The sequence below is a fragment of the uncultured Succinatimonas sp. genome (genome assembly GCF_905203285.1).
Lineage (GTDB): Bacteria > Pseudomonadota > Gammaproteobacteria > Enterobacterales > Succinivibrionaceae > Succinatimonas.
Genome location: NZ_CAJKVK010000025.1, coordinates 1 through 24,007, shown reverse-complemented (window position 1 = coordinate 24,007; position 24,007 = coordinate 1). Strand labels below are relative to the sequence as shown.

Here is a 24,007-nt window from a genome sequence, read left to right as displayed (position 1 = left end):
TCTGTAGCACTTGCCCGTCTGTTTCCCGACGGGGCTGCCAAAACGGCAGCAAAACTTGCGGGACTTCCTAAACCGGTAAAGTGCATCTGAGAAAAAATGAATTATAGGAAAAGAAAGGTGCTCTTTAGTTTTTTAAAGAGCACTAAATTTTTACTTATTACGTAAAATCGCAGGTTTGGAAGGTTCAATGGGCTCCAGCATATTGCTGATGCCGGCTTTTAAGTACACGATCATCGACCAAATAGTTAAAACGGTAGCAACAATTAATAAAGCGGTTGCCAAATAAATCATTATATTGTTATGGCGCCAGATAAGACCTGCTATAGCGATCATTTGAATCGTGGTTTTCCATTTACCGATTTTACCCACGGCCACTACGGCACGCTTACCTATTTCCGCCATCCACTCGCGCAAAGCAGAAACTAAAATTTCACGAGAAATAATAACGATTGCCGGAATCGAAATTAAAAGATTAAAACTAAAATCAGTTATAAAATCACGACCGTGAACTGAATAATATTCAACGATTAACACTAAAGCCGTGCACACCATGATTTTATCGGCGACAGGATCTAAAAAGGCACCGAATTTTGTAGTTTGCTTAAGCTTTCTTGCTAAATAGCCGTCCAACAAATCAGTTAACGCGGCGAGCACGAACACAAATGCCGCAATCATATTGGATCTGGGGGTCGGATAATAAAATAAAGCCACGAACACAGGGATCATGACCACACGCAACAGGGTAAGTATATTAGGAAGATTTAACATATAGAACCTTTTTTCTTTATCCTAATATTATACTTTTTTGCAGCCAATAGACATAGCCGATAACTAAAATCTTGACCGGTCGATCACAAAAGGTAAGCTATAGCTTACCTTTTGTATTTACTAATGATTTAAAGATTGAGTTCTTTTAAAACGTAATTTTTAAGTTTAGAGTAATCAGGATCCAAAGTAACCGACTTACTATCTAAATTTTTACGTTTCTCAAGAGCCTCAGGCAAAGACACATCAATATCCAAAACCTTATCAACATCAGCTTTAAATTTAGCAGGATGTGCCGTCCCCAAGAAAATACCGATTTCATCTTCTTTTAAATGAGAAGACAGAACTTTCCAGGCGATTGCCGCATGAGGCTCTAACACGTATCCGGTCTTATTATGCAGCTCACGCATGGCATCCATGGTTTCTTCATCATTTAAAGAGCCGTAATCAAACGAGGCAAGATCCCAGTGCTCCATTTTGCATAAAGCTTCAACACGCGGCCAATTGTTAGGACGTGAAATATCCATGGCATTTGACAGTGTCGGGATCGTGGCATGAGGGTCCCACTTGCCGCTTTTAAGATAGCGGGGTACGGTATCATTAGCGTTACAGGAAATCACGAAACGGCATTTAAGCCCCAATGCCTTAGCAATAAGACCTGCAGTGATATTACCGAAATTGCCGCACGGAACCGAGAAAACGAGTTTTTTACGCTCTTGTGAAGACAGCTGTGAGGCAGCCTCAAAATAATAACAAACTTGAGCAAGAAGTCTGCTGATATTAATGGAGTTCGCTGAATTAAGACCTACTTTTTCTTTAAAATCAGCATCATCAAAAGCTTTTTTCACTAAGTCCTGGCATTCATCAAACGTTCCGTTAATCTGCACGGCGCGGATATTTCCGCCCAAAGTTGCGATTAGTTTTTCCTGAAGATCGGAAATTTTTCCCTTCGGATACAAAACTACGACGTCAATGCCTTGCTGCTTAAAAAATGCGTCGGCGACGGCAGCTCCGGTATCACCTGAGGTTGCGGTCAGAATCGTCAAATGCTTATTACCGCGTACCGCTGACAGGACACGGGCCATAAAACGAGCGCCGAAATCTTTAAAAGCCAAAGTGGGACCGTGGAAGAGCTCAAGCGCATAAATGCGATCGTCGGCTTTAACAAGCGGAGCTTTAAAAGTAAAAGCATCGGCGATAATACTTTCAAGTTCCGGAACTTCATTGCCGATTAAATGTCTTAATATCACCTGAGAGCGTTCTACAAGCGGCATTTCAAGCAATTTATCAATATTTTCAAGCGGTTTGATTTCATCGGGGAAAAACAAACCTTGATTAGAACCGATACCGCGTTTTACAGCAGTCGCAAAGTCCACCTGTTCGCTTTTATCTTTTAAGTTAAATAATTCCATTAAATCTCAACCTCTTCCACTGTTGATCCCTTTTCGTCAATAAAGCAGACATGAGCAAAACCGTCTTCATTGGCAATGAAATTGCGCTCAAGCCATTCCTTCATTTCAAAAGCATCATCTTTATCGGTAAAAATTGAAAAAATCGAAGAGCCCGAACCGGAAATTCCGGTTGCCAAAGCTCCCAAAGCAGCACCGTAACTTCTTGCCAAATCAAAACCCGGAATCAATTGTGCACGATAAGGCTCGGCAATGACATCAACAAGACAGGCTGCCGCCAATTTTTCATTATGCGCATGACAGGCGTGGACAAAAGTTGCCAGATGTCTGCCGTAAGTTATTACATCCTGCCTGCGATACTGAGCCGGTAATATGGAACGAGCTGCTGCGGTAGAAACTTTTATTCCGGGGAAACATGACACCCAATACCAGTTTTTAAAAGGCTCAAGGCTTTGGCTTATTACGCCGTGCTCTCCGATTATAAGCTGTAGACCGCCGTAGTAACACGGAGCGACATTATCATAATGAATCGAACCTGAAATTTTTCCTTCAAGCTCTCCCATTAATTTAATTTTGCCGTCTTCCCCCAAAGCATTGCCGTGAATGGCGTCAAGCGCCACAACGGCAGCCACGACGGATGCCGCGCTTGAACCAAGTCCCGAGCAAACAGGAAGGTTCTTTTCAAGCACGATGGATAAATTCAGCGCTTTTTTACCTTGAGCCTCAAGAGCTTTTTTATATGCGACATATGCATCAAAAACAATATTTTTTCTAGGATCAGAGGGCAATTTATGAACGAATTTACCCTTAGTGGTTACCTGACATCCGTTACAGGCAGGGTTTTCACTTACGGTAACAAAATCACCCAATGGCTGTCCTGAAATCGGCCTTAAAGCAGCACCGAGCAAATCAAAGCCCACGGACAAATTAGCCGCTGATGCAGGAGCATAAGCCCTATATGCCTTAGTCATAAAATCAACCCTCACGAGTCCAGTTCTGCAGGCGCAGAATATCCGAGAACACACCCGCTGCAGTTACGGCGGTTCCTGCGCCATAACCGCGAATAACCAAAGGAATCGGCTGATAATAAGCGGATGTAAAGGCCAAAGCGTTTTCACCGCCGCGAACCTTAAACAATGGATTCTGCGGTCCTACCGCCTCTACCTTACAAGTGCATTTTCCGTTTTTAATGGTTGCGACATAGCGCAGCACTTTACCGTCACGCTTGGCTTCTTTCACGCGCTCCTCAAAAATCTTATCAGCCCCTTTAAGACTTTCAAGAACCTCTTTAGCATTTGATCCTTGCAAGAAATTTTGCGGAACGACGCTTTCTATTTCCACATCCGACAGTTCTAAATCACAGCCGCACTCACGGGCCAGAATAAGCAGTTTTCTGCCTACATCCATGCCTTCAAGGTCGTCACGGGGATTAGGCTCGCTGAATCCTTTTTCATAAGCATCTTTGGTCGCCTCGGATAACGACATACCGTCTTCGACCAAACCGAAAATATAAGATAGTGTTCCTGACATAATGCCGGAAAATTCAATCAGGCTATCGCCTGCCGCAAGCAGATTCTGCAATGTTCCGATAACCGGCAATCCGGCACCGACATTAGCCTCATACAGGAACTTGCGATGACAAAGCCGTGCCGTATGCCTTAAACCTTCATAATAATCATAAGTACCGGTATTGGCTTTCTTATTCGGGGTCACCACATGATAGCCTATCTGCATTAGCTCTATATAAGATAAAGCGATTCTTTCATCCGAAGTACAATCAACAAAAACAGGATTGACTAAATGAGAATCCTCAATAAGCGATTTTGCCTCGGCAATTGAAAAAGGCTTGCTGTTTGAAGACTTCAATTCTTCAAGATAATTATCAAGATTTATTCCGCTTGCGTTAGTAATAAAGTGTCTTGAATTAGCGATTCCGACAACTCTTATTTCAATACCGTGATCGTCAAGCAGTTCCTGACACTGCTTTTTGACCTGTGAAAGCAAAGCACCGCCTACGCCGCCTACGCCCACAACCACCAGATCCAAAATCTGACGTGAATTAAAGAAGTTCATATGGCAAACGGAAACAGCCTCTGCAGCCTTTGACTCCCTGATTACTGCAGATATTGAACGTTCGGACGAGCCTTGAGCTATCGCCCTTACATTGATATTAGCCTGAGCAAGAGCTCTGAAGAACTTACCGGAAATTCCCCTAAGCGTCTTCATGCCGTCACCGACGACGGAAATAACCGCGCACTTGTCGACAATCTCAACCGGATCTAAAAGACCTTCATGAAGTTCAAGAGCAAATTCATCTTCAATGGCGCGTCTTGTACGCATCACGTCCTGAGTATGGATACAAAAAGAAATGGAGTACTCTGACGATGACTGAGTGATAAGCACTAATGAAACCTGAGCCTGAGAGACAGCGGTAAACAATCTTCCGGCCATGCCGACCATACCCTTCATGCCAGGACCCGATACGTTAACCAAAGAAACGTTCTTCAAATCGGAAATACCTTTAATCGGCATAGAGCGATCAGTTTCTTCAGCAATTAAAGTGCCTTCTCCCTGAGGATTCATGGTGTTTTTAATAAGGCACGGGATATGGAATCTTGCTATCGGGGCAATAGTACGCGGATGCAATACCTTGGCACCGAAATAGGAAAGTTCCATCGCCTCTTTATAAGACATTCTTCTAAGCAGTACGGCATCAGGCACCGCACGCGGATCGCAGCTGTATACGCCGTCCACATCCGTCCAAATCTCACAGCATTGCGCATTAGATATTGCAGCAAGACATGCGGCAGAGTAGTCTGATCCGTTTCTGCCTAAAAGAACGAGTTCACCCTTTTGATTACCGCCGCAAAAACCTGCCATCAAAGTAATGGCGCCCTCAATCTTCGGCAGCATTTGATATCTTTGTCGCGATAAATCAATATTTACCGAAGACTCCATAATGCCGCCTTCGGCTACGAGCACGGCTACAGGATCAATAACTCTGACCTTATGTCCGCGCACGCGCAACAGTTCAGCCATAATCGCAATGGAAAAACTCTCGCCGCGGCTTTCGATAAATGCCTCAACCAGCTCCGGGCACTGTCCTAATAATGCAATACCGTGAACTCTTCTATTTATAAGATCTAACGTAGTGTTAAATTCATTTAATAAGTAATCTTGATTTAAATCAGGATAATCTTTCTTTAAAGATGCGATAAGGGGCTCGATAATATTACGGATCGCGAGAAATTCTTCCTGTCCGTCCTTGCCGCTTACAGCACTTTTGACCAAGGCGACCAAAAGGTTAGTAATTTTGGCAGGAGCTGACAATACTAAAGCCGTTTCAGTCTGTTTTGCCGTATTTGCTGCAATGTCCGCAACATTTAAAAAGCGCTCGGCATTCGCTACTGAAGTACCGCCGAACTTAAGAACGCGCATAAATGCTCCTGTTATTTAAACATCAATCACTATTATGTTATGTAAATACACCATTTTTACTGTAGCAAGCCCCTTTGTCAAACGGATTGCACCAAAAAAGACACCTATTTTTAAAAAGAAAGAAATATTTTTCCGTATTCTTTAATTATGCTTTTTTGTTTTCCCGGTAAAATTTGCCACTTTAATCTACTATTTCAGCCAATTAGTTCTTTTCATAAATTTAACACTCATACTTAAAGCTCATAAATATGAGATTAATTTGTGAAAACGTTTACATATATCCTTTTAAAAGATGTAAAATAAATCTAAGTTAAGTTAGGATGAATGCGGAATATTCTCACATCTTGCAAACTTGATTAAGCTTATTGAGATGAGCTAATATCTGCATAACCTTAGTTTTTAATTATTTTTAATGAGGACGATCAATCATGAGAAAACCTCTTGTAATGGGCAACTGGAAACTCAACGGAACTAAAGAATCTGTCACCGCATTGGTAAATGCTCTCAAAGCCCCGGCCGATAAAGCCGCAGCCAAAGTAGATGTTGCCGTTTGCGCTCCGGCCGTATTCATCGGAATGGTTGAAGATCTTGCTTCCGGATCAAAATTACAGTGGGGTTCAGAGGATTGCGACGTCCACACCAAAGGTGCCTTCACCGGTGAAAACTCCCCGACCATGCTTCGTGAATTCGGCTGCACCTATGCAATCGTAGGACACTCCGAGCGTCGTGAATATCATAAAGAGTCAAACGAATGCGTTGCTGCAAAATATAAGGCAGCGCAGGAAAACGGCCTTATTCCGGTGCTTTGCGTCGGCGAATCAGAAGCTGAATTTGATGCCGGCCGCACTATGGACATTGTCCGTGCCGAACTTAAAGCCGTTATCGATTTGTGCGGCATCGAATCATTCAAGAACGCAGTTATTGCTTACGAGCCGATTTGGGCAATCGGTACCGGCAAAACCGCTACCCCGGAAATTGCTGAAAAAGTTCACGCTGACATCCGTGCCTATCTTGCATCATTTGATGCCGATGTAGCAGCCGGCGTTCGTATTCTTTACGGCGGTTCATGCAATGCCAAAACCGCTCCCGATCTCTTCAAGCAGCCTGATATCGACGGCGGCTTAGTCGGCGGCGCTTCTCTTAAAGCCCCTGATTTCACCGCAATCATCGAAGCGGCTGAAGCTAATGCTTAATTTGCTTAATAGCATTAAGATTAAATAATTAAAGGACACATTAAATGGCAATAAAAAAGATCGGTGTTTTGACTTCCGGCGGCGACTCGCCGGGAATGAATGCGGCAATTCGAGCCGTCGTTCGTACCGGACTTGATTTAGGCTATCAGGTATGCGGCGTAAGAGACGGTTATTTAGGCTTGCATGAAGGAAATATCATTGAGCTCAATCGTACCTCCGTATCCGATATCTTAAATCGCGGCGGCACTTTCCTAGGTACAGCACGTTTTCCTGCATTCAAAATCGAAAGCGTACGCGCCGAATGCATCGAAGTGATGAAAGATCACGGTATTGATGCTTTGGTAGTTATCGGCGGTGACGGTTCTTACATGGGAGCTAAACTCTTGTCCGAGATGGGCTATCCTTGCATCGGTCTTCCGGGTACTATCGATAATGATATCGCCGGTACCTATACCACCATCGGTTTTGATACCGCGCTTGATACCGCAGTAAACTGCATCGACCGTCTGCGTGATACCTGCTCTTCACATAAGCGTATTGCTGTTGTTGAAGTCATGGGTCGTCACTGCGGTGACCTTGCCATGTCCGCAGCTATTGCCTGTGGCGTTGAGGCCGTCTTGGTCCCTGAAAAGCCGTGGGATAAAGAAACCGTATATCGCCAAATTGAAGAAGGTATTGCCGGCGGCAAACGTCACGCCATTATCGTCGTTTGTGAAAATCAGACCGACGTCCATCAGATGGCAAGCGAGCTTGAAGCCAGAACCGGTCTTGAGACACGTGCCACCGTATTAGGTCATATTCAGCGCGGAGGTACTCCTTCAGCTGCCGACCGCGTACTGGCAAGCCGTATGGGTGCTTATGCAGTACAGCTTCTGCATCAAGGACAATCAGGCCGCTGCATCGGTATCATGCGCGGAGCACTCGTGCACTACGATATTATCGAATGCCTCAATACCATGAAGCATCAGTTCAGAAGCGAAATGTACGATTTGGCATACGCTTTAAGATAACAACAAACTTAAAAGAAGGCACCGTAAAAGGTGCCTTTTGTTTAAGAAACAGCTTAAAGCAATGAAAAGAGCCGAAACTTAGCTGTCTAAAAATTCAATCATAAGGAATTCATCATGTCTCAATATTCTTTAAAACCTGTCATCCATACTATTTCCAATCCTGCCGGAATGAAAGTCACCGTAATGGACTGGGGTGCTACCATTTTATCCATCAAAGTACCAGTTCCCGGCGAAAAGGAGCCGCGTGAAGTATTGCTCGGCGTTAAAGATCCTGAAAAATGGTCAACCCAGAGCTGCTATTTCAATGCCACTATCGGCCGTTATGCAAATCGCGTTGCCCACTCTTCTTTTGACGTTAACGGTAAACATTATGTTTTAAGCTCAAATGACAAGCATTGTCTGCACGGCGGCATTGACGGCTTTGACAAGCGCCGTTTTACCTTTATCGACGTAGGAGAAAATTCTCTTACCATGCAGCTTCACTCTCCTGACGGAGACATGGGATTCCCGGGCAATTATGATTTGACCGTTACTTATACTTTAAATGATGATAATTCCCTTAGCGTTCACTATTTAGGCAAATGTGACGCACAATGCCCGTCCTGCATCACCAATCACGCTTATTTCAACTTAAACGGTTATAACAGTTCAATCTTGAACCATACCGTGGAAATCAAGTCAGACAAGATCTTAGTCCTTGATGAAGATTCAATCCCGACCGGCGAAATCCGCGATATCAAAGGTTCTGCTTTTGATTTCAACACCGCCAAAAAGGTCGGTCTTGATTTTATGAATGACGCACAGATGATTGCAAGCCGCGGTTACGATCATCCGTATCTTATTGACGGCGATCTTTCTACTCCTTTTGCTAAAGTAACGTCAGATGACGGTAAATTAACCTTAAGCGTAGCAACCGATTATCCGGCAACTCAGTTCTATACCGGCAATTATATCCACGCAGGCGATCCGATCATCGCCCGTGACGACGGTAAACCGTATCCTAATCAATCCGGTCTGTGCCTTGAGCCTGAATATTATCCTGATGCTCCGCATTTGCCACAATATGCCTCAAAAAATCCTTTAGTCGGACCTGATGCACCGCTTGATCACACCATCTGCTATAAATTTACCGCTAATTAATCCGTTATCTTCGGGATGCTTTTTGCATCCCGGAGTTTCTTCACACTACTAAAATCTGCCTATAAATCTATTATTAATTAACGAATTACATCAAAAAATAGACCGAACAACCGAAAATTTCCTAAAAAGGGTTTTAGATTGTCTAAAGACACCTCAAAAAAAGTATGCAAATCACCACCTAAAAAAGCACTAAAAACGTCCCGACATGTATACCGCTTTTACCTATGGTTCTGTAACAGAAAACAAGTTTTTTCAAAAAATCACAAATAAACAAAAATCTTTACACAAAACTTGTGATAACGCGCAAATATTTAATAAATGCGCATTTATACCTGATTTTTAATTTTTTTTTACAAAATTTCAAATTATTACCTGTTTTCATGATTTTTTTGAGAAAAATTATCTTTGTTTTTCAAAAAACAGGCTCGTAAACTTTTAATTAAATTCTTCTTTGTGAGTTGTGACAATTTTTTAACAAACAAACAAGAAAAAAATGAAGAATTAAGTTAAATTAATCTTTTGAAAAATTTTTAAAAATTAACCAATAACAATAATTCGGTTTATAAAAATAAAACTATGGCACAGACCTCTTACTTTTTAGGAATTGATCTTGGTTCGACAACTGTTAAATATGTTCTGTTAGATGACAGTAAAAAAGTCCTCGCAAAAGACTATCTTAGACATCAAAGCGCTGTTATTCCGGTATTACAGAATTGTCTTAAATCTTTAAATGATAAATTCAATTTAACCGCAGTTTATATCAATCTGACGGGCTCTTCAGCGCTCTACCTTGCACAGCACCTTAAAGTAACATTTATCCAGGAAGTTATTGCCGCTACCGCTTTTTTAAAATCTTTGCCGGAGCCTGCAGACACTGCTGTAGAGTTAGGCGGTGAAGACGGAAAAATCATTTTCCTGACTAACGGCGTAGAGCTGCGCATGAACGAAGCCTGTGCCGGCGGTACCGGAGCTTTTATCGATCAAATGGCAACCCTGCTTAATACTGATGCCGCAGGCGTTAATGAACTTGCCAAAAAAGCTCAGAAAATTTATCCGATAGCCTCACGCTGCGGCGTATTTGCCAAAACCGATCTGGTTGCGCTGTTAAATCAGGGCGTAAGCCGTGAAGATATTGCTAAATCAGTATTTGATGCCGTCTGTGAACAGGCTATCGGCGGACTTGCTTGCGGCCGCGCCATAAGCGGCAATGTCTGCTTCTTAGGCGGACCTCTTACCTTCTTAAGCGAACTAAAAGAATCTTTTAAAGATAAACTTACGGATAAAAACACCAAATTCCTTGAAGTTGAAGACTCTCAGTACGCCATAGCCAAAGGATCGGCTTTAGCTTTAATCAACGAAATCAACGATCCTCTTTTAAAAGAAAAACCGCAAAGCGTCAATTTAGCTGACATCATTACCGATTTAAATACGGCTGATTTTAAAACTCAGACCGTTCCTTTCCCGGCTCTTTTCAATAATGAAGAAGAGATTAAAGCCTTTAAAGAAAGACACGATAAAGAAAGAATTGAAGAGCTGCCGCTAAGCGAAGCGTCTGGCGATCTTTTCTTAGGAATTGATTTAGGTTCTACAACCATTAAATCGGTATTAATCGATTCAAACTGCCGCATGGTTGACAGCTTTTACGCCAACAACCAAGGCGAACCTTTAAAGCGCCTGCTGCCCAAGATTAAAGATCTGTTAAAAAAATTACCGCAGGGAGCCAAAATCCGTTCCATCTGCACAACAGGATACGGCGCAGATTTGGCAAAAGCGGCATTAAATGCCCAATTTAGTGAAGTAGAAACACTGTCCCATCAAAAAGCCGCCTACGCTTTTGATCCTGAAACCTCCTATGTCATTGACATCGGCGGTCAGGACATGAAATGCATCAAAGTCAAAAACGGCGTTATCAAAGGCATGCAGCTTAACGAGGCTTGTTCATCAGGCTGCGGCTCTTTTATCGAAACATTTGCCAATCAGCTGAATTTAAAACTTGAAGACTTCGTAAACAAGGCAATATCATCTAAGTCCCCTTGTGATTTAGGCACCCGCTGTACCGTGTTTATGAACTCCAAAGTAAAACAGGCCCAGCGCGACAACGTTAAAATTGAAGATATCGCCTCAGGTTTGTGCCTTTCCATCGTCCGCAACGCCTTATATAAAGTTTTACGCATTCACGATCCTTCAGAGCTTGGCGATCATGTCGTCGTACAAGGCGGTACTTTCTTAAATGACGCTATTTTGCGCGCTTTTGAAATGCTCGTCGGCAAGAATGTCATCCGTCCCAATATTGCAGGACTCATGGGCGCATTCGGCGCGGCACTTTTGGCAAAAGATCGCACCAACGCCGATACCAAAGAGCTTAATCTTACCGATGAAGTTTTAAGTCTTGACGGTGTAACCACCAGACAGTTCCGCTGCAAAGGCTGCAACAATCATTGCCTTTTGACCATGAATACTTTTAAATCAGGTCAGAAGCTGATTCAAGGCAACCGCTGCGACTTTGCAAAACGCGGCGGCAATAAAGTTAAAGAAAGCGCTTTTATCGACTGGAAGCTTAAAAAACTTTTCTCCCGTGAGATTCTTTCTGATGACAAAGCCGTCCGCGGCGTTATCGGAATTCCGCGCGTGCTTAATATTTACGAGCATTATCCGTATTGGCACCGCTTATTTACCGAACTTAAATTCAAAGTCGAGATATCTCCTGCAAGCTCTAAGCAAATTGCGGAGCTTGGCAATCTCACGATTCCGTCCCAAAGCTTGTGTTATCCGGCTAAACTTACTCACGGCCATGTCGTGTACCTTGCTTCTTTGGGCATTAAAAATATCTTCCTGCCCTGCATTCCGCGCGAAGGCAAAGTATTTGAAGAAAGCGTCGATACCTACGCCTGCCCGGTAGTTGCCGGTTATCCTGAAGCGCTGCGCCTTAACGTCATTAAGCAATACCCGGGACTTAAAATCTTCACGCCGTTCTTAAATCTCACCAAGGACAGCACGGTATTAAAAGCTATTTTAGAGTGCTTCCCGGAAATACCGCGTCATGAAATCAAGCAGGCAATAAGAAAAGCCCGCGAAACTCTTGACGAATATCGCAACGAGCTGCGCCAAGAAGGTGAAAAGATCTTCTATGAAGCGAAGAAAAAAGGTCAAACCCTTATAGTTCTTGCAGGACGTCCTTATCATATCGATCCGCACATCAACCACGGTATTCCGGCTTTAATCGACTCCATGGGGGCGGCTATCGTCACTGAAGATGCAATCTGTCATTTGGCGACCCGTAAAGTAAAGCTTGATGTCATCAATCAATGGGCCTTCCACTCAAGACTTTATCGTGCGGCCCAAGTAGTTATCGAAAATCCGCACGCAGAGCTTGTGCAGCTTGTAAGCTTCGGCTGCGGAATTGACGCCATTACTTCAGAGCAAATTAAAAAACAGCTTGAAAAGAACGATCGCATCTACACGATGCTAAAGATTGATGAAGGCGATACTCTAGGTGCTGCCAAGATCCGCTTAAAGTCTCTCTTATGCGCCGTTGGCAATGCTCCTGAAGAGCCGGAAATTGAAGAAGACAACGAACCGTCACTGCAAAACTTCAATTTCATGAATAATAATCTGCCGTTCCCGAGAACTCTCTACGTTCCGCAAATGGCACCTATTCATTTCCCGATTTTGACGGAAGCTCTGGCCTCTTTAGGCTATCGAGTCAAACTGTTGCCTGAAGTATCGGATAAAGCTATTGAGCTTGGTCTTAAGTACGTCAATAACGATGCCTGCTATCCGGCAATTGTCGTTATCGGCCAATTAATTGAATCCTTGGTCTCAGGAAAACTTGACAGCAGAAGCACCGCCTTCTTATTGTCGCAAACCTGCGGACCGTGCCGTGCCACCAATTATCCGGCGCTGCTTAAATGGGCTCTTGACGACTTAGGATATAAGAGTGTACCTATCGTCACCTTATCAAGCTCCAATATAGATTCTGACGCATTACGCTTAAAGCTCGGTCTTAAAGGATTAAGCAAATTACTGCGTGCAGTGTTGTACGGCGATCTCATTCAAAAGCTTTACTTCTACTGCAAAACCTATGAAATCAACAAAGGTGACAGTGATGCCGCACTAAAGAGCTGCACTCATGATTGTCTGCTTGCCGTAAAGAGCAAGAAAAAACATGTATTCACCAAGACCGTACGTGCTATTATCAAACGCTTTGCTTCAATTAAGCTGCGTGATGAAAAGCGTCCCCGTGTCGGTATCGTCGGTGAAATTCTGCTTAAATATCACCCCAAAGCAAATCTTGATCTGATGCAGAAGATCATTGATGAAGGCGCTGAACCTGTCTTAGGCGATATTTCAAGCTTCGTGCTTTACTGTTTCAACGACAACATCTACCAAGCTCGCCATCTTAGAGGATCGCGCGTTAAAGCTCTCGGCTCTTGGATCATATCCTCGCGCTTTAACCGCATGCGCAACATTATTATGAAAGCATTAAGCGATTCTCATTTTGAGAATTTAACGCCGTTTAATGAATATAAGCAGGCTATCGAAGGTCTTGTCAGCATCGGACAGCAAGCCGGTGAAGGATGGCTTTTGACTGCAGAAATGGTTGACTTTATCGAACACGGCATAAATAACGTTCTCTGCGTACAACCTTTTGCCTGCCTGCCAAACCACGTAACCGGCAAAGGTGTAATGCGCGCCGTCCGCGACAAATACGCTACCGCCAACTTATGCAGCATCGACTTTGAAGCCGGCACCGCCCAATCAAACGTCTCCAATCGCTTAAAACTCTTCTTGACTCAAGCAAAAGAGATTGAAGCGGTAAATAAAGAAACGATAAACTTCAAGAAAGTTTAACTATCGTTAAGACCTTGCCGAAGAAAATTTCGGTAAGGTCGTTTACTTTCATACATTACACTGTTTCTATCGCCGCAACCTCTCTAAAAGCAGCGCTTGTTTCGCTCTTATTTTCATTAACGATTATCACTACAAAAGTCGTCACTTTTTTATCGGTAATCCTTAAAGCGTACTTCTTTTCCCTTATCTGATCTTTGGCTTCGTCAATTTTATTTTGAACTTTATCCGCCTTTCTTATAACTTTAAACTCACATATATAAAGATCTTTATCATCCTCAAAACATAAATCGCTGCGACCTAATGCTGTTTGATATTCCGTATAGGTGTTGTACCCGATAATTTGTAATATAACTTTATATATGTCCCTAAATGCATATTCTTTAAAAGAACTGACGCTTTCATAAGAAAATTCATTCAATATCTTATTAAGCTCATCTTTTAAAGACGAAAAATCATGTTCAATTAAAGCTTTCTTAATTTTATTGCCATAAAAAGCACTTATTTGGGCCGTAGATTTAGAAGTTAATTTATTTAAAATAATTTCCGCAAAAGCTTTTTTAACCTCAAGATTAGGCAGTCCTACTTCAAGATAATTGCTTCCGGTGTCTTTTATTGTGAAGTAACCGGCTTGATACAAAACAGCAAACAACGGAAAATTGCAATCTACAATACTGGTAATATTAGGAGATAACTCTTCAATACTGGTAACCTGAGTAAAATCAAGATTTAAATAATCAACAAGTTCATTCTTTCGAATATTTTTACTAACAAAAGTATCCAAGTAATTGATAAGTAATGTAGGTTTTGCCCCTCCTGTAGTCATCCAATAAGGCTCAAAACCGTCCTGAGGCTTTTTTAAAAAGTTTAAAATTGACCATGGATTGTATATATGATACTTACAGCGCTTATCAAATGAATAGCCGTCATAATTTAATTTAAGATCATCAAGCAACGATTCATAAGTGTATTTAATTTCTCCCAAATCGTTATTAATAACTTCTACCGCATTATTCAGATAATCATGAAAATATAACTCTAATTCTTCTTGCGTATACCCGACGACATCTCCGTAATCTGAATCAAAACTTATATCTTCAATATTATTAAAGGCAGAAAAAATTGAAGTATTAGAAAAACGCGTTACTCCGGTAATGAAAATAAATCGAAACTTATTTGACAACATTTTTACCGTTGCAAAAAACTCTGATAGAATTCCTTGTTTTAAATCAAAATTATTCTTATCGGACATTACTTCCGTAAGAGGAGCATCATATTCATCAATTAACAAAACTAGAGATCCGTTATCCATAACTTGTACGGAATTTCTAAACATCGAAATAGGATCTTCTTTATTTAAAGTAGAATTTATATCTGCAAGACTAAATGCTGAGAATAAAAGCTGTGACAGCTTATTTAAAAATGACGCCGCATCAGAAACATTTTTTATTCCGGAAAAGTCAAGATGTATAACTTTATAAGTTTTATCATGCCATAAATCATCAGTTACGATTTTAAGTCCCTGAAATTTTTCAAGACCGTTAGCAAACAGCTCATGGAAGGTGCTTACTAATGTTGATTTACCAAAACGGCGCGGTCTTGATAAGAATAAAGGATTATCATACTTAGCTATTGAAGCAATAATATCTGTTTTATCTACATAGATTTTAGACTTAGCAACAAAGCGCTCAAAAGAAGTAACGCTAAGAGGCAATTTGGTCAAATCAACCATGATTTACCCAATAAGATTTTAGTTTTTACTCTTTCTTCGTAAATGAATTCAGTAACTTGGACTATTCTACCTGTTTTTAAACCGCTTTACTTACTATGCTGTCGCATAAACTAGTTTAATAGTCTGGAAATATTAAAGCATTTTGTGACAACTAACTTAGCAAAACTATATTGTATAGATGACAATTTCATCATGTATTCAACCGGTAATTTTCTTTTAAACGGAGCTTTCATGCGACCTATAAAAATCGGTATCATCGGATGCGGCAAAGTTGCCCATTTTCACGCCAAAGCTATCAATAATCTCTTAAACTGCCGCCTTGTTGCTGCATGTAATCATTCTGAAGCAAAGCTCCAAAATTTCTGTGAAACATACAAAATTAACGGTTATCTGTCTCCTGAAGAAATGATTGAAAAAGAACATTTAGATGCCGTTACTATCTGTACACCGCATCCAAGCCATGCCGAAATTGCTATAAAATGCGCTAATCTTCATTGTCACGTATTAGTTGAAAAACCGCTTGCAACAAGCGTTACAGAATGTGACGCGATGATAAATGCGGCAAAAGACAATAACGTACTATTAGGCACATTGGTTCAAAGGCGCAACTATCTGCCCTGCAAACGTATCAGAGATATCATCGATTCCGGAAAAATCGGCAAACCTATTCTTGCTGAGGTCACCATGCTAGGCTGGCGATCTGAAGAATATTACAAAAGCGATCCCTGGCGCGGTACCTGGAAAGGTGAAGGCGGCGGTGTTCTAATGACACAGGCTTCCCATCAAATTGATTTGGTCAATTGGTATATGGGTCAAATCGAATCAATTTACGGATTAAGCGCTAATTTCAATCATCCGTATATTGAAGTAGAAGACAGCGCTGTCGCCATTATTAAATATAAAAACGGCGGTCTTGCCACTTTACTTGCAAGCAACAGCCAAAATCCTGCCTTGTACGGCAAAGTACATATTTTCGGCAGCAACGGAGCGTCGGTTGGCGTACAAACTGACGGCGGACAAATGTTCATTGCCGGGATGTCGGAAATCGAAGAGCCCCCGGTTACCGATCTATGGCATATTCCGAATGATAAAACCCCGCTTGAACAATTAATTAAAGAGGACAGTGACTTTTTCAACAGCGTTGACAGCATGATCTATTTCCATCAACGGCATATCGAAAATTTCGTCAACGCAATTTTAGGTATTGAACCGTTATGTGCTGACGGATACGCGGGAAAAGCAACCGTCGAAGTTTGTGAAGCCATTTATACAATAACTAAAAATCCAGATATGGTTTGGCACAGTAAGCATATTTAATTAGTTAATTAATTGTCATATATAAATTATCAGGTAACAAATATGTCAAAATACTGCTACAACGAAGCTTGCACAAAAGATTTTCTTAATCTTGAAAATGACGTGATTTTTGCCAAGCAAGCAAGATTTGACCTTATTGAGCTGCGTTTTGACTGCATCAACAAATATCTTGAAAATCACTCAATATCAGATCTTAAATGCTTGCTTGACAACACAAACATAAAACCCAGTGCATTAAATGCATTGTACATTTATCCGGAATTTTTAAGTCAAAAAGATATTAAAGAAAAGCATGATATTAATATAAGAATATTAAATTTAATTGACGATCTCTATCATATTGTAAATATTAACAAATGTATTGTGGTTGCCCCGCTTCTTGATGATGACAGCCTTTGTAAAAATTATAATCAAGAGGAAATCAAAACAAACTGTGTTCGCATCTTAAAATATTTAGCAAAAACAAAACCATACATTAAATGGATCTTTGAACCTGTAGGACTATCTAGAAGTCTTGTACAGGATGCAAACTTTGCTTGTGAAATAATCAATGAAGTAAATAACGACAATGTAGGTCTCGTGCTTGATTCATATAATCTTTATTTAAAAGAAAGATCTGACTGTTACTCATTTGAAAAAATCAATGCCAAGCAAATTTTTGCTATTCATTTAATGAACGGTCAAAAAGTATCAAGCACTGAAAAAATAATTGATCAAAGATATCGTACATTTTGTGAGGACGGAGATGCCATCAATCTGTTAAACTTTTTAAATGCTCTAAAAGAGATTAATTATAGAGGAATGATCTCTACAGAAGTGTTTAATCCTGAATATCCTAAAATATTTACGCAAAAAGAAATCATAAATAGAGCATTTAAACAGCTTTCTAGTATTTTAATGAATTATGATAAAATCAGTAATTATTCATTTTTCTAATTTGTAATCATATATATGACTGACTCATTTTACCCTAATACAATCGCCGAACAATTTACGAGTACTTTGCCTGATTCGTTACGCTCATACAATTTAAAATCAAAAGCAGATTTAGCTTCAGAAACTATTATCAAATTAATTCAAAACGGATCTTTCAAAAAAGAAACAATTCTTCCTTCTGAAATGGAACTGGCAAAATTACTTGGTGTAGGAAGAAGTACTGTAAGAGAAGCGGTAAAACAATTAGTTAGTCAAAACATATTAGAAATCAAAAGAGGTCTAGGAACATATGTGGCTAAAAACCCTGGTGTCTTACCTGACCCTTTTGGCTTTAGATTTTATAAAGATAAATTAAAACTTGGTCTTGACCTTTGTGAAATAAGATTACTAATAGAACCAAGCTTAGCAAAGACAGCTGCTGAACATGCAACTCCTGAGCAAATTGACAAAATCTGCAAAGCTCACGAGAAAATCAAAGAGATGATCCATAAAGGAATCAATCATGAGTCTGCTGACGTTGAGTTTCATTCAAGTATTGCAAATTGCAGTTCAAATGATGTTATGCCAAATTTAATGGATATTATCTACGCAGCAATTAATTATATTATTAATCTAAACAATCGTACTTTGCTTGAAGAAGCAATTGATACCCATCAAATGATCGTAGATGCTATCTTAAAAAAAGATGGAGATGCTGCCAGCAAAGCAATGATGCTTCATATTAATCAAATCAAAGATGATGTAATAAATCGTATAAAAAACAAATAAAAAGATAATTTAAAAACAAAAGGATGCATAAAATTTAAACGCATCCTTTTTTTCTAAAAATAATTAGTTACATTATAAATTAATAATTCGGTAAACTCATGCCGCCGTCAATCGGAACGGCTAAAGAGCATGTATAAGGCAGTAATCCTTCTGCCATGGCTCTAACGGTTATACCTATATCCTTCGGATATCCCCACCTTCCTTCAGGAACCATTCCTTCAGCTATCAATTTGTCATATTTGGCTTTTGACGGTGCCGTCATTTCAGTCATGATTAAACCGGGTCTTATTTCAAATACCGCGACACTTTCTTTAATCAAGCGCAGAGCAAACAACTTTGCTACCATGGAATTTGCACGTTTTGATACGCAATATTCACTACGATCTATTGACACCATCTCTGCATTAGAAGAAGAAATAACAACTATTGTTCTTTTTGCTTCTGTTTTAGGCTGCGCCATAAAGACTTTTGCGCATTCTTGCAATAAGAAAAAGGTAGCGCGAGTATTAACTTTAAGACAGCGATCAAAACTTTCAGTAGTAACATCAAGGATGTCACCGCGATGCATTACCGACACTCCGGCATTACTTACCAAGCAATCAACGCGTCCCCATCTGTTAAGCGCAACCTGAAACAACTCCTTATGTTTAGATAAATCGGCAATATCACAATTAAAATTAACTGCGTCCACACCTAATTTTTTAATTTCTTCTACTGTTTCTTCAGATTTTTTAACACTGGTTTCATCTATATAATCATGAATAAGAATGTTATATCCAGCCTCAGCTAATGCAAGAGCACAGCCCTTACCTATTCCACGAGCAGAACCAGTAATTATTGCTACTTTATTTGAACTGACCATATTTTTTACCTCTTATATTTATTCAAAAATTTTCCCGATAAGGAAATCTTCCCAATCCTTTTCAAAAAAGATGTGTTCTAAATCAGGCAAAGGCTTTACTTGTCTTTTCGCACAGACAAAACCGTCTTCTTGCCTAAAGCAATCAATAATCTCGCCTTTTTGCTTATCCCTTTCGTATAGGAAACCGTATGCGGACAAATCTTTCACTGCTGCCTGAGGTACCGCATCCGGATTATTCGAGCAGATAATGCGAGCTCCGCGGCTGCCTCCGTCTTGTTCAATATAAAAAGCTAAGGATTCGGCTAAAGCGCAGGCTTCATAAATCAAATTAAGCCACTCAAAAGAGTTAACAAAATTACCGTAATTGGGAGATATACCCAGCGTTTTAACCTTGACCAGAATCTCTTGAAGTTGAGATTTTGCCGATTCAACACCGTCTTTACTGCAAACAAAAGAACACTTATCAGACATTAAATTCTGTACAAAAGCTTTTATTTCATTTACAGCAACAGCTTGTTTTCCCGTACATTTATTTAAAAATACAAGACAAGCCTCTACGTTTTTTTCTTCAAAACCTAAATTTATGTCATTCTTTAATTCGTTATGCTTTATATGTTCGGCAGCTCTTATCGCAAAAACCTGTCCTGAATTTAAAGCCGCGCCACCAGGTCGTGTTACACCATGAGTTCCTGCAGATTCACCAATTGCGTAGCAGCCTTTAATTGAAGTCTGTGCATATTCACCTACTTTAAGTCCGCCGTTGTAGTGCTGATGATTGATACTAAAAGGCAGCGGAACTTTTTCAATATCCCAGTTATTCTGCTTATATAACTCAATAGCCAGCGGATTCATTTTCCTAAGCCGCTCTATCGGGCTTCCAAGCAAAGCCTTGGCATTTGACAAATAATTGATAACATCGTCATCAAGATTGTCTAACGAAAAAGGATCCTCTTTATTTTCATAATTCTGTCTGAAATCAAGATAAACCTTATTACCCTTGCGCAACTCTTCAAAAACAGCCAAGTCAAAAAGGCTTGATCCATAATTTAAAGTACGCAGTGCATGTATCGGCCATTGATATCCTTTTCTGAAAATATTGGAGCAAATCTCTTTAGTACTGCGATAATAATCACTTAAAAAATGCTTTTTATTTCCTTTATCATCAATACTATATACATCAGGAATTACCTGCATATATGTGCCTGACAAATTCCAAGGAAAAGATCCGTTTCTTGGTGTTCCGATGCCAAACTGCTGTTCTTGAATATTGCTGACGGCAATACCCGCCTCAATACCAAGACCTGTAGTACCGACGCATCCGTAAGGATAGACACTATCCTTATACAATTCACCAGCACCGCCGCCTGCTAAAATAAGATTATGAGTTCGTAATACCACGACCCCAAAAGGATTAGCCTCGTTTTGTTCCAGACGAGATAATGCCACTGCCCCACAACAATTATTTTTATCATCGCAAATGAGTTTTACAGCGGTATATCCGTCAAGTAAAGTAACTCCGGAACGTTCTGCTTCTTTAGTTAAAACCTTAACCATCATTCTTGAAGTTCTCGGTCCGCAACTGGTAGCACGACCGGCTTCATCATGATCGGTTTTGTATCTTAAAATCGCTCCATAGCGATCTTGCGGTAAATCAAGACCGTAAGTACGCAATCCGTCAATTGCAAGATAAGAACAAGCTGCTTCAATATAAGCCAAATCACCATCCATCGCCCCACCTGCACCTATCGACTTGGCAACATTTATTACATCGTCACCATGATTTGAAGTAGCGCAAGTATGAATAGTCTGCTTATCGGATCCGGAGCATGCCGAAGTCCCGGCAAACAGCATGGAAGTAACTACAGTAACTTTCACGTCACGATGAGCAAGTTCTACCGCCGCCCTAAGACCGGCAGCACCGGAACCGATTACCATTACCTCATTACAATAAACAGGAATGGAATATCCGTTAACTTTAATTTGTTCTTTAAAGCTTAAGGTTTTCAACAAACTAGATAGTTGAATATCAGTTAAACTATTTAATAACGAAGCAGCTATCATAAAGTATTTCCTAATGAGATTTTAGAAATTTCGGATGTGAAGTCCGCCATCCACATCAATTATTTGACCTACAGTGTAAGGTAATAAATTACACGCAGCCGTCACGACAGCTCTTGCCACATCCTGAGGATAACCCCAACGTCTTTGTGGAACCAAACCGTTATTTATAAGATTCGTATACTTATCATGCACTACTGAAGTCATATCAGTTTGAATAATTCCCGGACGAATTTCAAAAACTCTTACCGGAGTATCTGCAAGACGTAATGCCCACATCTGCGTCGCCATACTTGCAGAAGCCTTGGATACACAATAGTCAGCTCGAGACGGCGATAAAATAGCCGCGCTGCAAGAAGTTACATTGACAATCGACAGACCGAAAGCACTGACTTCTTTTTGCTGCAAAAGTATATTTGCAGCTTTTTGACACATAAAAAACAACCCTTTGGCATTAATATTCTGGCAGTGATCATATGTATCTTCCTGCATTTCAAGCATGTCGCCGCGAACTAATGATGCCGTGCCAGCATTGTTTACCATACAATCAAGGCGGCCGTAATGTTTTAGTACAATGTCAAATACCGTATTCCTGAAGTTAGCATCGTCAATACCGCCCTGAACAATAAGGCAATCTGCACCTAAACTTTTAATTTCTTCTGAAAGAGTTAACAAAAGATTATGGGTTTTATCAGAAGACCGTCCATGAATAACTAAATCAAACCCCCTTTGGGCTAATTGCTTAGCACACTCATATCCGATACCCCTTGAGGAACCTGTTACAAAGGCTACTGGACGAAAAAAACTATTAGATTTCATAATAAATTCCATCGGAGATATAAAGTATTAAAAACAATTGATTGCAATAAATTCAGAGCATCGCTAAAAAAGCATTAATTACAAACAATAAATAGCTCTTAACTACTATACCCGACAAAGATTTTCTGCCGGGCATATAAATTAATTAATAAAGCCGAAGTATGAAGGTATTGCAAGAGACAGTGTTGGCACATACGTAACCAACATCAAAACTATAATTTCCGCAAAAATCAAAGGAAGCAATGGCTTAATTACTTCTTCTATTTTGCAACCGCTCACAGAGCATCCAACAAATAAAGCAGTACCCACTGGTGGAGTGACCAATCCAATACATAAATTAAAGGTCATGATAATACCAAAATGTACTGGATCAATTCCTAAGGTTGTAGCAACTGGCAAAAAAATCGGAGTAAAAATTAAAATTGCTGGCGTCATATCCATAAACATTCCTACAACCAATAAGAGCAAATTGATGATTAGCAAAATTGCTATCTCATTACTTGTTATACCCAATAAAATCGAGCTTATTAGCTGAGGTAAATGTGCATAAGCCATAATATACGACATAACTGTAGACGCACCGATTAAAAACAACACCACACCGCAAATAAGAACAGTATCCTTACTAATATTTTTCAAAGAGTTCAAATCAATAGATTTATATATTATTGATAATATTAAAGAATACAAAACTGCCATACATGCAGCTTCAGTTGCCGTACAAATTCCAGCGATAATACTTCCTATGACCACAAAAATTAAACTTAAGCTAGGAATTGCCTGCCAAGTTATACTAATCATCTCCTTTAATGTATAATTATATTTAACAGTATTTCCTGCAAGACTGGGATTTAACTTAAAAAATATATACCCTACAAGCATACACGCTAGTCCCATAAGAATACCTGGAATATATCCACCTAAAAACAAAGCGCCGATAGAAGTACCACCACTTACAACTGAATATACAATTAGACCATTAGATGGCGGTATTAGCATTCCAGTAGGACAGGATGCAATATTTATCGCTGTTGCTGTAGGAAGATCAATTTTTGCTTCTTTTACTTCAGGCAATAAAGTTTTTCCCACTGCAGCTGCAGCAGCTACAGCAGAACCGGAAACTGAACCAAACATCATATTTGATAATACATTAACATGACATAACGCGCCTGGAACTCTTCCAACAAACAAGTAAGCAAAACGAACCAATCTCTGAGCTATTCCACCTTGGTTCATTATATTACCTGCTAACACGAAAAATGGTACTGCAAGTAAACTGAAACTATCTATGCCTGTTGCTAGCTTTTGTCCTGCGGTAATAGCAACAACCTTATAAGGCATAACTGATAACATAATAGCTACAGATGATGTTGCAATAGCAATTGCAATAGGTACACCCATAGCGATCATAATTCCAAATAAAGCTAGTAAATATAATCCAATTTGAATATCCATAATATTAAACCTTATTTATCAGATTTAGATTTATTAACTTCGCCAAAAAGATCAATAATATTAAGACTTATATACATCACAATTAATACTCCGCTTATAGGCAAGATTGAATATATATAGCCCATCGGAATATGCATAGCAGGTGATGGTTGTATAAGAGTTCTTTGAATTAAATTAATTCCGCCATAGATCATGGCAAAAGCAGCAAAACCAGCTATAAGAATAAAAATAAGTAAACTAACATAAACTTTAAAACT

Annotated in this window: 18 protein-coding genes; 8 read left to right on the top strand and 10 right to left on the bottom strand. The window is 40.1% G+C overall.

Annotated elements, in window-relative coordinates:
• Nucleotides 1-18: 18 nt before the first annotated feature.
• Nucleotides 19-90: a TusE/DsrC/DsvC family sulfur relay protein gene (locus QZ019_RS04195; RefSeq protein WP_366936833.1), complete on the top strand. Its 72-nt coding sequence runs from the start codon at nt 19-21 to the stop codon at nt 88-90.
• Nucleotides 91-150: 60 nt separating this feature from the next.
• On the opposite strand, the gene pgsA is transcribed toward QZ019_RS04195, so the two are convergent.
• From pgsA to thrA, 4 genes are all read right to left on the bottom strand, one after another.
• Nucleotides 151-768 (bottom strand): CDP-diacylglycerol--glycerol-3-phosphate 3-phosphatidyltransferase, encoded by a 618-nt coding sequence (gene pgsA / locus QZ019_RS04190; protein ID WP_294566921.1) that lies wholly within the window; start codon nt 766-768, stop codon nt 151-153.
• Nucleotides 769-896: 128 nt separating this feature from the next.
• Nucleotides 897-2,177: a threonine synthase gene (gene thrC, locus QZ019_RS04185; RefSeq protein ID WP_294566924.1), complete on the bottom strand. Its 1,281-nt coding sequence runs from the start codon at nt 2,175-2,177 to the stop codon at nt 897-899.
• A complete protein-coding gene (gene thrB / locus QZ019_RS04180; protein ID WP_295482576.1) occupies nt 2,177-3,145 on the bottom strand; it encodes a homoserine kinase in 969 nt (322 codons plus the stop codon). The genes thrC and thrB overlap by 1 nt, the downstream gene beginning before the upstream one ends.
• 4 nt (nt 3,146-3,149) lie before the next feature.
• Complete coding sequence (thrA, locus tag QZ019_RS04175; protein WP_295482573.1) at nt 3,150-5,612, bottom strand: bifunctional aspartate kinase/homoserine dehydrogenase I; 2,463 nt, start codon at nt 5,610-5,612, stop codon at nt 3,150-3,152.
• Between the two features lie 428 nt (nt 5,613-6,040).
• On the opposite strand from thrA, the gene tpiA reads away from it, so the two are divergent.
• The 4 genes from tpiA to QZ019_RS04155 all read left to right on the top strand — a co-directional run bounded on the left by tpiA (nt 6,041) and on the right by QZ019_RS04155 (nt 13,806).
• The gene (gene tpiA, locus QZ019_RS04170) at nt 6,041-6,805 is read left to right on the top strand and encodes a triose-phosphate isomerase (RefSeq protein WP_249083741.1); all 765 of its coding nucleotides are present in this window, start codon (nt 6,041-6,043) and stop codon (nt 6,803-6,805) included.
• Nucleotides 6,806-6,849: 44 nt separating this feature from the next.
• Nucleotides 6,850-7,815 (top strand): 6-phosphofructokinase, encoded by a 966-nt coding sequence (gene pfkA, locus QZ019_RS04165; RefSeq protein WP_295482568.1) that lies wholly within the window; start codon nt 6,850-6,852, stop codon nt 7,813-7,815.
• A 114-nt stretch (nt 7,816-7,929) separates the two neighbouring features.
• Complete coding sequence (locus QZ019_RS04160) at nt 7,930-8,955, top strand: galactose-1-epimerase (protein ID WP_295482565.1); 1,026 nt, start codon at nt 7,930-7,932, stop codon at nt 8,953-8,955.
• A gap of 576 nt (nt 8,956-9,531) precedes the next feature.
• Nucleotides 9,532-13,806 carry an acyl-CoA dehydratase activase-related protein gene (locus QZ019_RS04155; RefSeq protein WP_295482561.1) on the top strand — a complete coding sequence of 1,425 codons (4,275 nt, stop codon included), beginning with the start codon at nt 9,532-9,534 and terminating at the stop codon, nt 13,804-13,806.
• 55 nt (nt 13,807-13,861) lie between these two features.
• On the opposite strand, the gene QZ019_RS04150 is transcribed toward QZ019_RS04155, so the two are convergent.
• Nucleotides 13,862-15,535: an AAA family ATPase gene (locus tag QZ019_RS04150; protein ID WP_295482558.1), complete on the bottom strand. Its 1,674-nt coding sequence runs from the start codon at nt 15,533-15,535 to the stop codon at nt 13,862-13,864.
• Between the two features lie 231 nt (nt 15,536-15,766).
• On the opposite strand from QZ019_RS04150, the gene QZ019_RS04145 reads away from it, so the two are divergent.
• The 3 genes from QZ019_RS04145 to QZ019_RS04135 all read left to right on the top strand — a co-directional run bounded on the left by QZ019_RS04145 (nt 15,767) and on the right by QZ019_RS04135 (nt 18,556).
• Complete coding sequence (locus tag QZ019_RS04145) at nt 15,767-16,852, top strand: Gfo/Idh/MocA family oxidoreductase (protein ID WP_295482555.1); 1,086 nt, start codon at nt 15,767-15,769, stop codon at nt 16,850-16,852.
• A 42-nt stretch (nt 16,853-16,894) separates the two neighbouring features.
• A complete protein-coding gene (locus tag QZ019_RS04140; protein ID WP_295482553.1) occupies nt 16,895-17,788 on the top strand; it encodes a sugar phosphate isomerase/epimerase in 894 nt (297 codons plus the stop codon).
• A 66-nt stretch (nt 17,789-17,854) separates the two neighbouring features.
• A complete protein-coding gene (locus QZ019_RS04135) occupies nt 17,855-18,556 on the top strand; it encodes a FadR/GntR family transcriptional regulator (protein ID WP_295482550.1) in 702 nt (233 codons plus the stop codon).
• Nucleotides 18,557-18,635: 79 nt separating this feature from the next.
• Here the strand turns inward: QZ019_RS04135 and QZ019_RS04130 are convergent, their stop codons facing one another.
• The 5 genes from QZ019_RS04130 to QZ019_RS04110 all read right to left on the bottom strand — a co-directional run.
• Complete coding sequence (locus tag QZ019_RS04130; protein ID WP_295482548.1) at nt 18,636-19,418, bottom strand: 3-ketoacyl-ACP reductase; 783 nt, start codon at nt 19,416-19,418, stop codon at nt 18,636-18,638.
• Nucleotides 19,419-19,436: 18 nt separating this feature from the next.
• Nucleotides 19,437-21,479 (bottom strand): FAD-binding protein, encoded by a 2,043-nt coding sequence (locus QZ019_RS04125; RefSeq protein ID WP_295482545.1) that lies wholly within the window; start codon nt 21,477-21,479, stop codon nt 19,437-19,439.
• 21 nt (nt 21,480-21,500) lie between these two features.
• Nucleotides 21,501-22,295, bottom strand: coding sequence for a 3-ketoacyl-ACP reductase (locus QZ019_RS04120; protein ID WP_295482542.1), 795 nt, complete (start codon nt 22,293-22,295; stop codon nt 21,501-21,503).
• 141 nt (nt 22,296-22,436) lie between these two features.
• Nucleotides 22,437-23,750 carry a TRAP transporter large permease gene (locus QZ019_RS04115; protein ID WP_295482539.1) on the bottom strand — a complete coding sequence of 438 codons (1,314 nt, stop codon included), beginning with the start codon at nt 23,748-23,750 and terminating at the stop codon, nt 22,437-22,439.
• Between the two features lie 11 nt (nt 23,751-23,761).
• Nucleotides 23,762-24,007: TRAP transporter small permease subunit (locus tag QZ019_RS04110; RefSeq protein ID WP_295482536.1), on the bottom strand; the 246-nt coding region annotated here is incomplete at its 5' end.

Excerpts from the sequence above, each read along its gene's own strand:
- pgsA (WP_294566921.1), bottom strand. The coding sequence starts at position 768 with ATGTTAAATCTTCCTAATATACTTACCCTGTTGCGTGTGGTCATGATC.
- QZ019_RS04125 (WP_295482545.1), bottom strand. The coding sequence starts at position 21,479 with ATGATAGCTGCTTCGTTATTAAATAGTTTAACTGATATTCAACTATCT.
- thrC (WP_294566924.1), bottom strand. The coding sequence starts at position 2,177 with ATGGAATTATTTAACTTAAAAGATAAAAGCGAACAGGTGGACTTTGCG.
- tpiA (WP_249083741.1), top strand. The coding sequence starts at position 6,041 with ATGAGAAAACCTCTTGTAATGGGCAACTGGAAACTCAACGGAACTAAA.
- QZ019_RS04155 (WP_295482561.1), top strand. The coding sequence starts at position 9,532 with ATGGCACAGACCTCTTACTTTTTAGGAATTGATCTTGGTTCGACAACT.
- QZ019_RS04140 (WP_295482553.1), top strand. The coding sequence starts at position 16,895 with ATGTCAAAATACTGCTACAACGAAGCTTGCACAAAAGATTTTCTTAAT.
- QZ019_RS04115 (WP_295482539.1), bottom strand. The coding sequence starts at position 23,750 with ATGGATATTCAAATTGGATTATATTTACTAGCTTTATTTGGAATTATG.
- QZ019_RS04150 (WP_295482558.1), bottom strand. The coding sequence starts at position 15,535 with ATGGTTGATTTGACCAAATTGCCTCTTAGCGTTACTTCTTTTGAGCGC.
- QZ019_RS04130 (WP_295482548.1), bottom strand. The coding sequence starts at position 19,418 with ATGGTCAGTTCAAATAAAGTAGCAATAATTACTGGTTCTGCTCGTGGA.
- thrA (WP_295482573.1), bottom strand. The coding sequence starts at position 5,612 with ATGCGCGTTCTTAAGTTCGGCGGTACTTCAGTAGCGAATGCCGAGCGC.
- QZ019_RS04145 (WP_295482555.1), top strand. The coding sequence starts at position 15,767 with ATGCGACCTATAAAAATCGGTATCATCGGATGCGGCAAAGTTGCCCAT.
- QZ019_RS04120 (WP_295482542.1), bottom strand. The coding sequence starts at position 22,295 with ATGAAATCTAATAGTTTTTTTCGTCCAGTAGCCTTTGTAACAGGTTCC.
- QZ019_RS04160 (WP_295482565.1), top strand. The coding sequence starts at position 7,930 with ATGTCTCAATATTCTTTAAAACCTGTCATCCATACTATTTCCAATCCT.
- thrB (WP_295482576.1), bottom strand. The coding sequence starts at position 3,145 with ATGACTAAGGCATATAGGGCTTATGCTCCTGCATCAGCGGCTAATTTG.
- pfkA (WP_295482568.1), top strand. The coding sequence starts at position 6,850 with ATGGCAATAAAAAAGATCGGTGTTTTGACTTCCGGCGGCGACTCGCCG.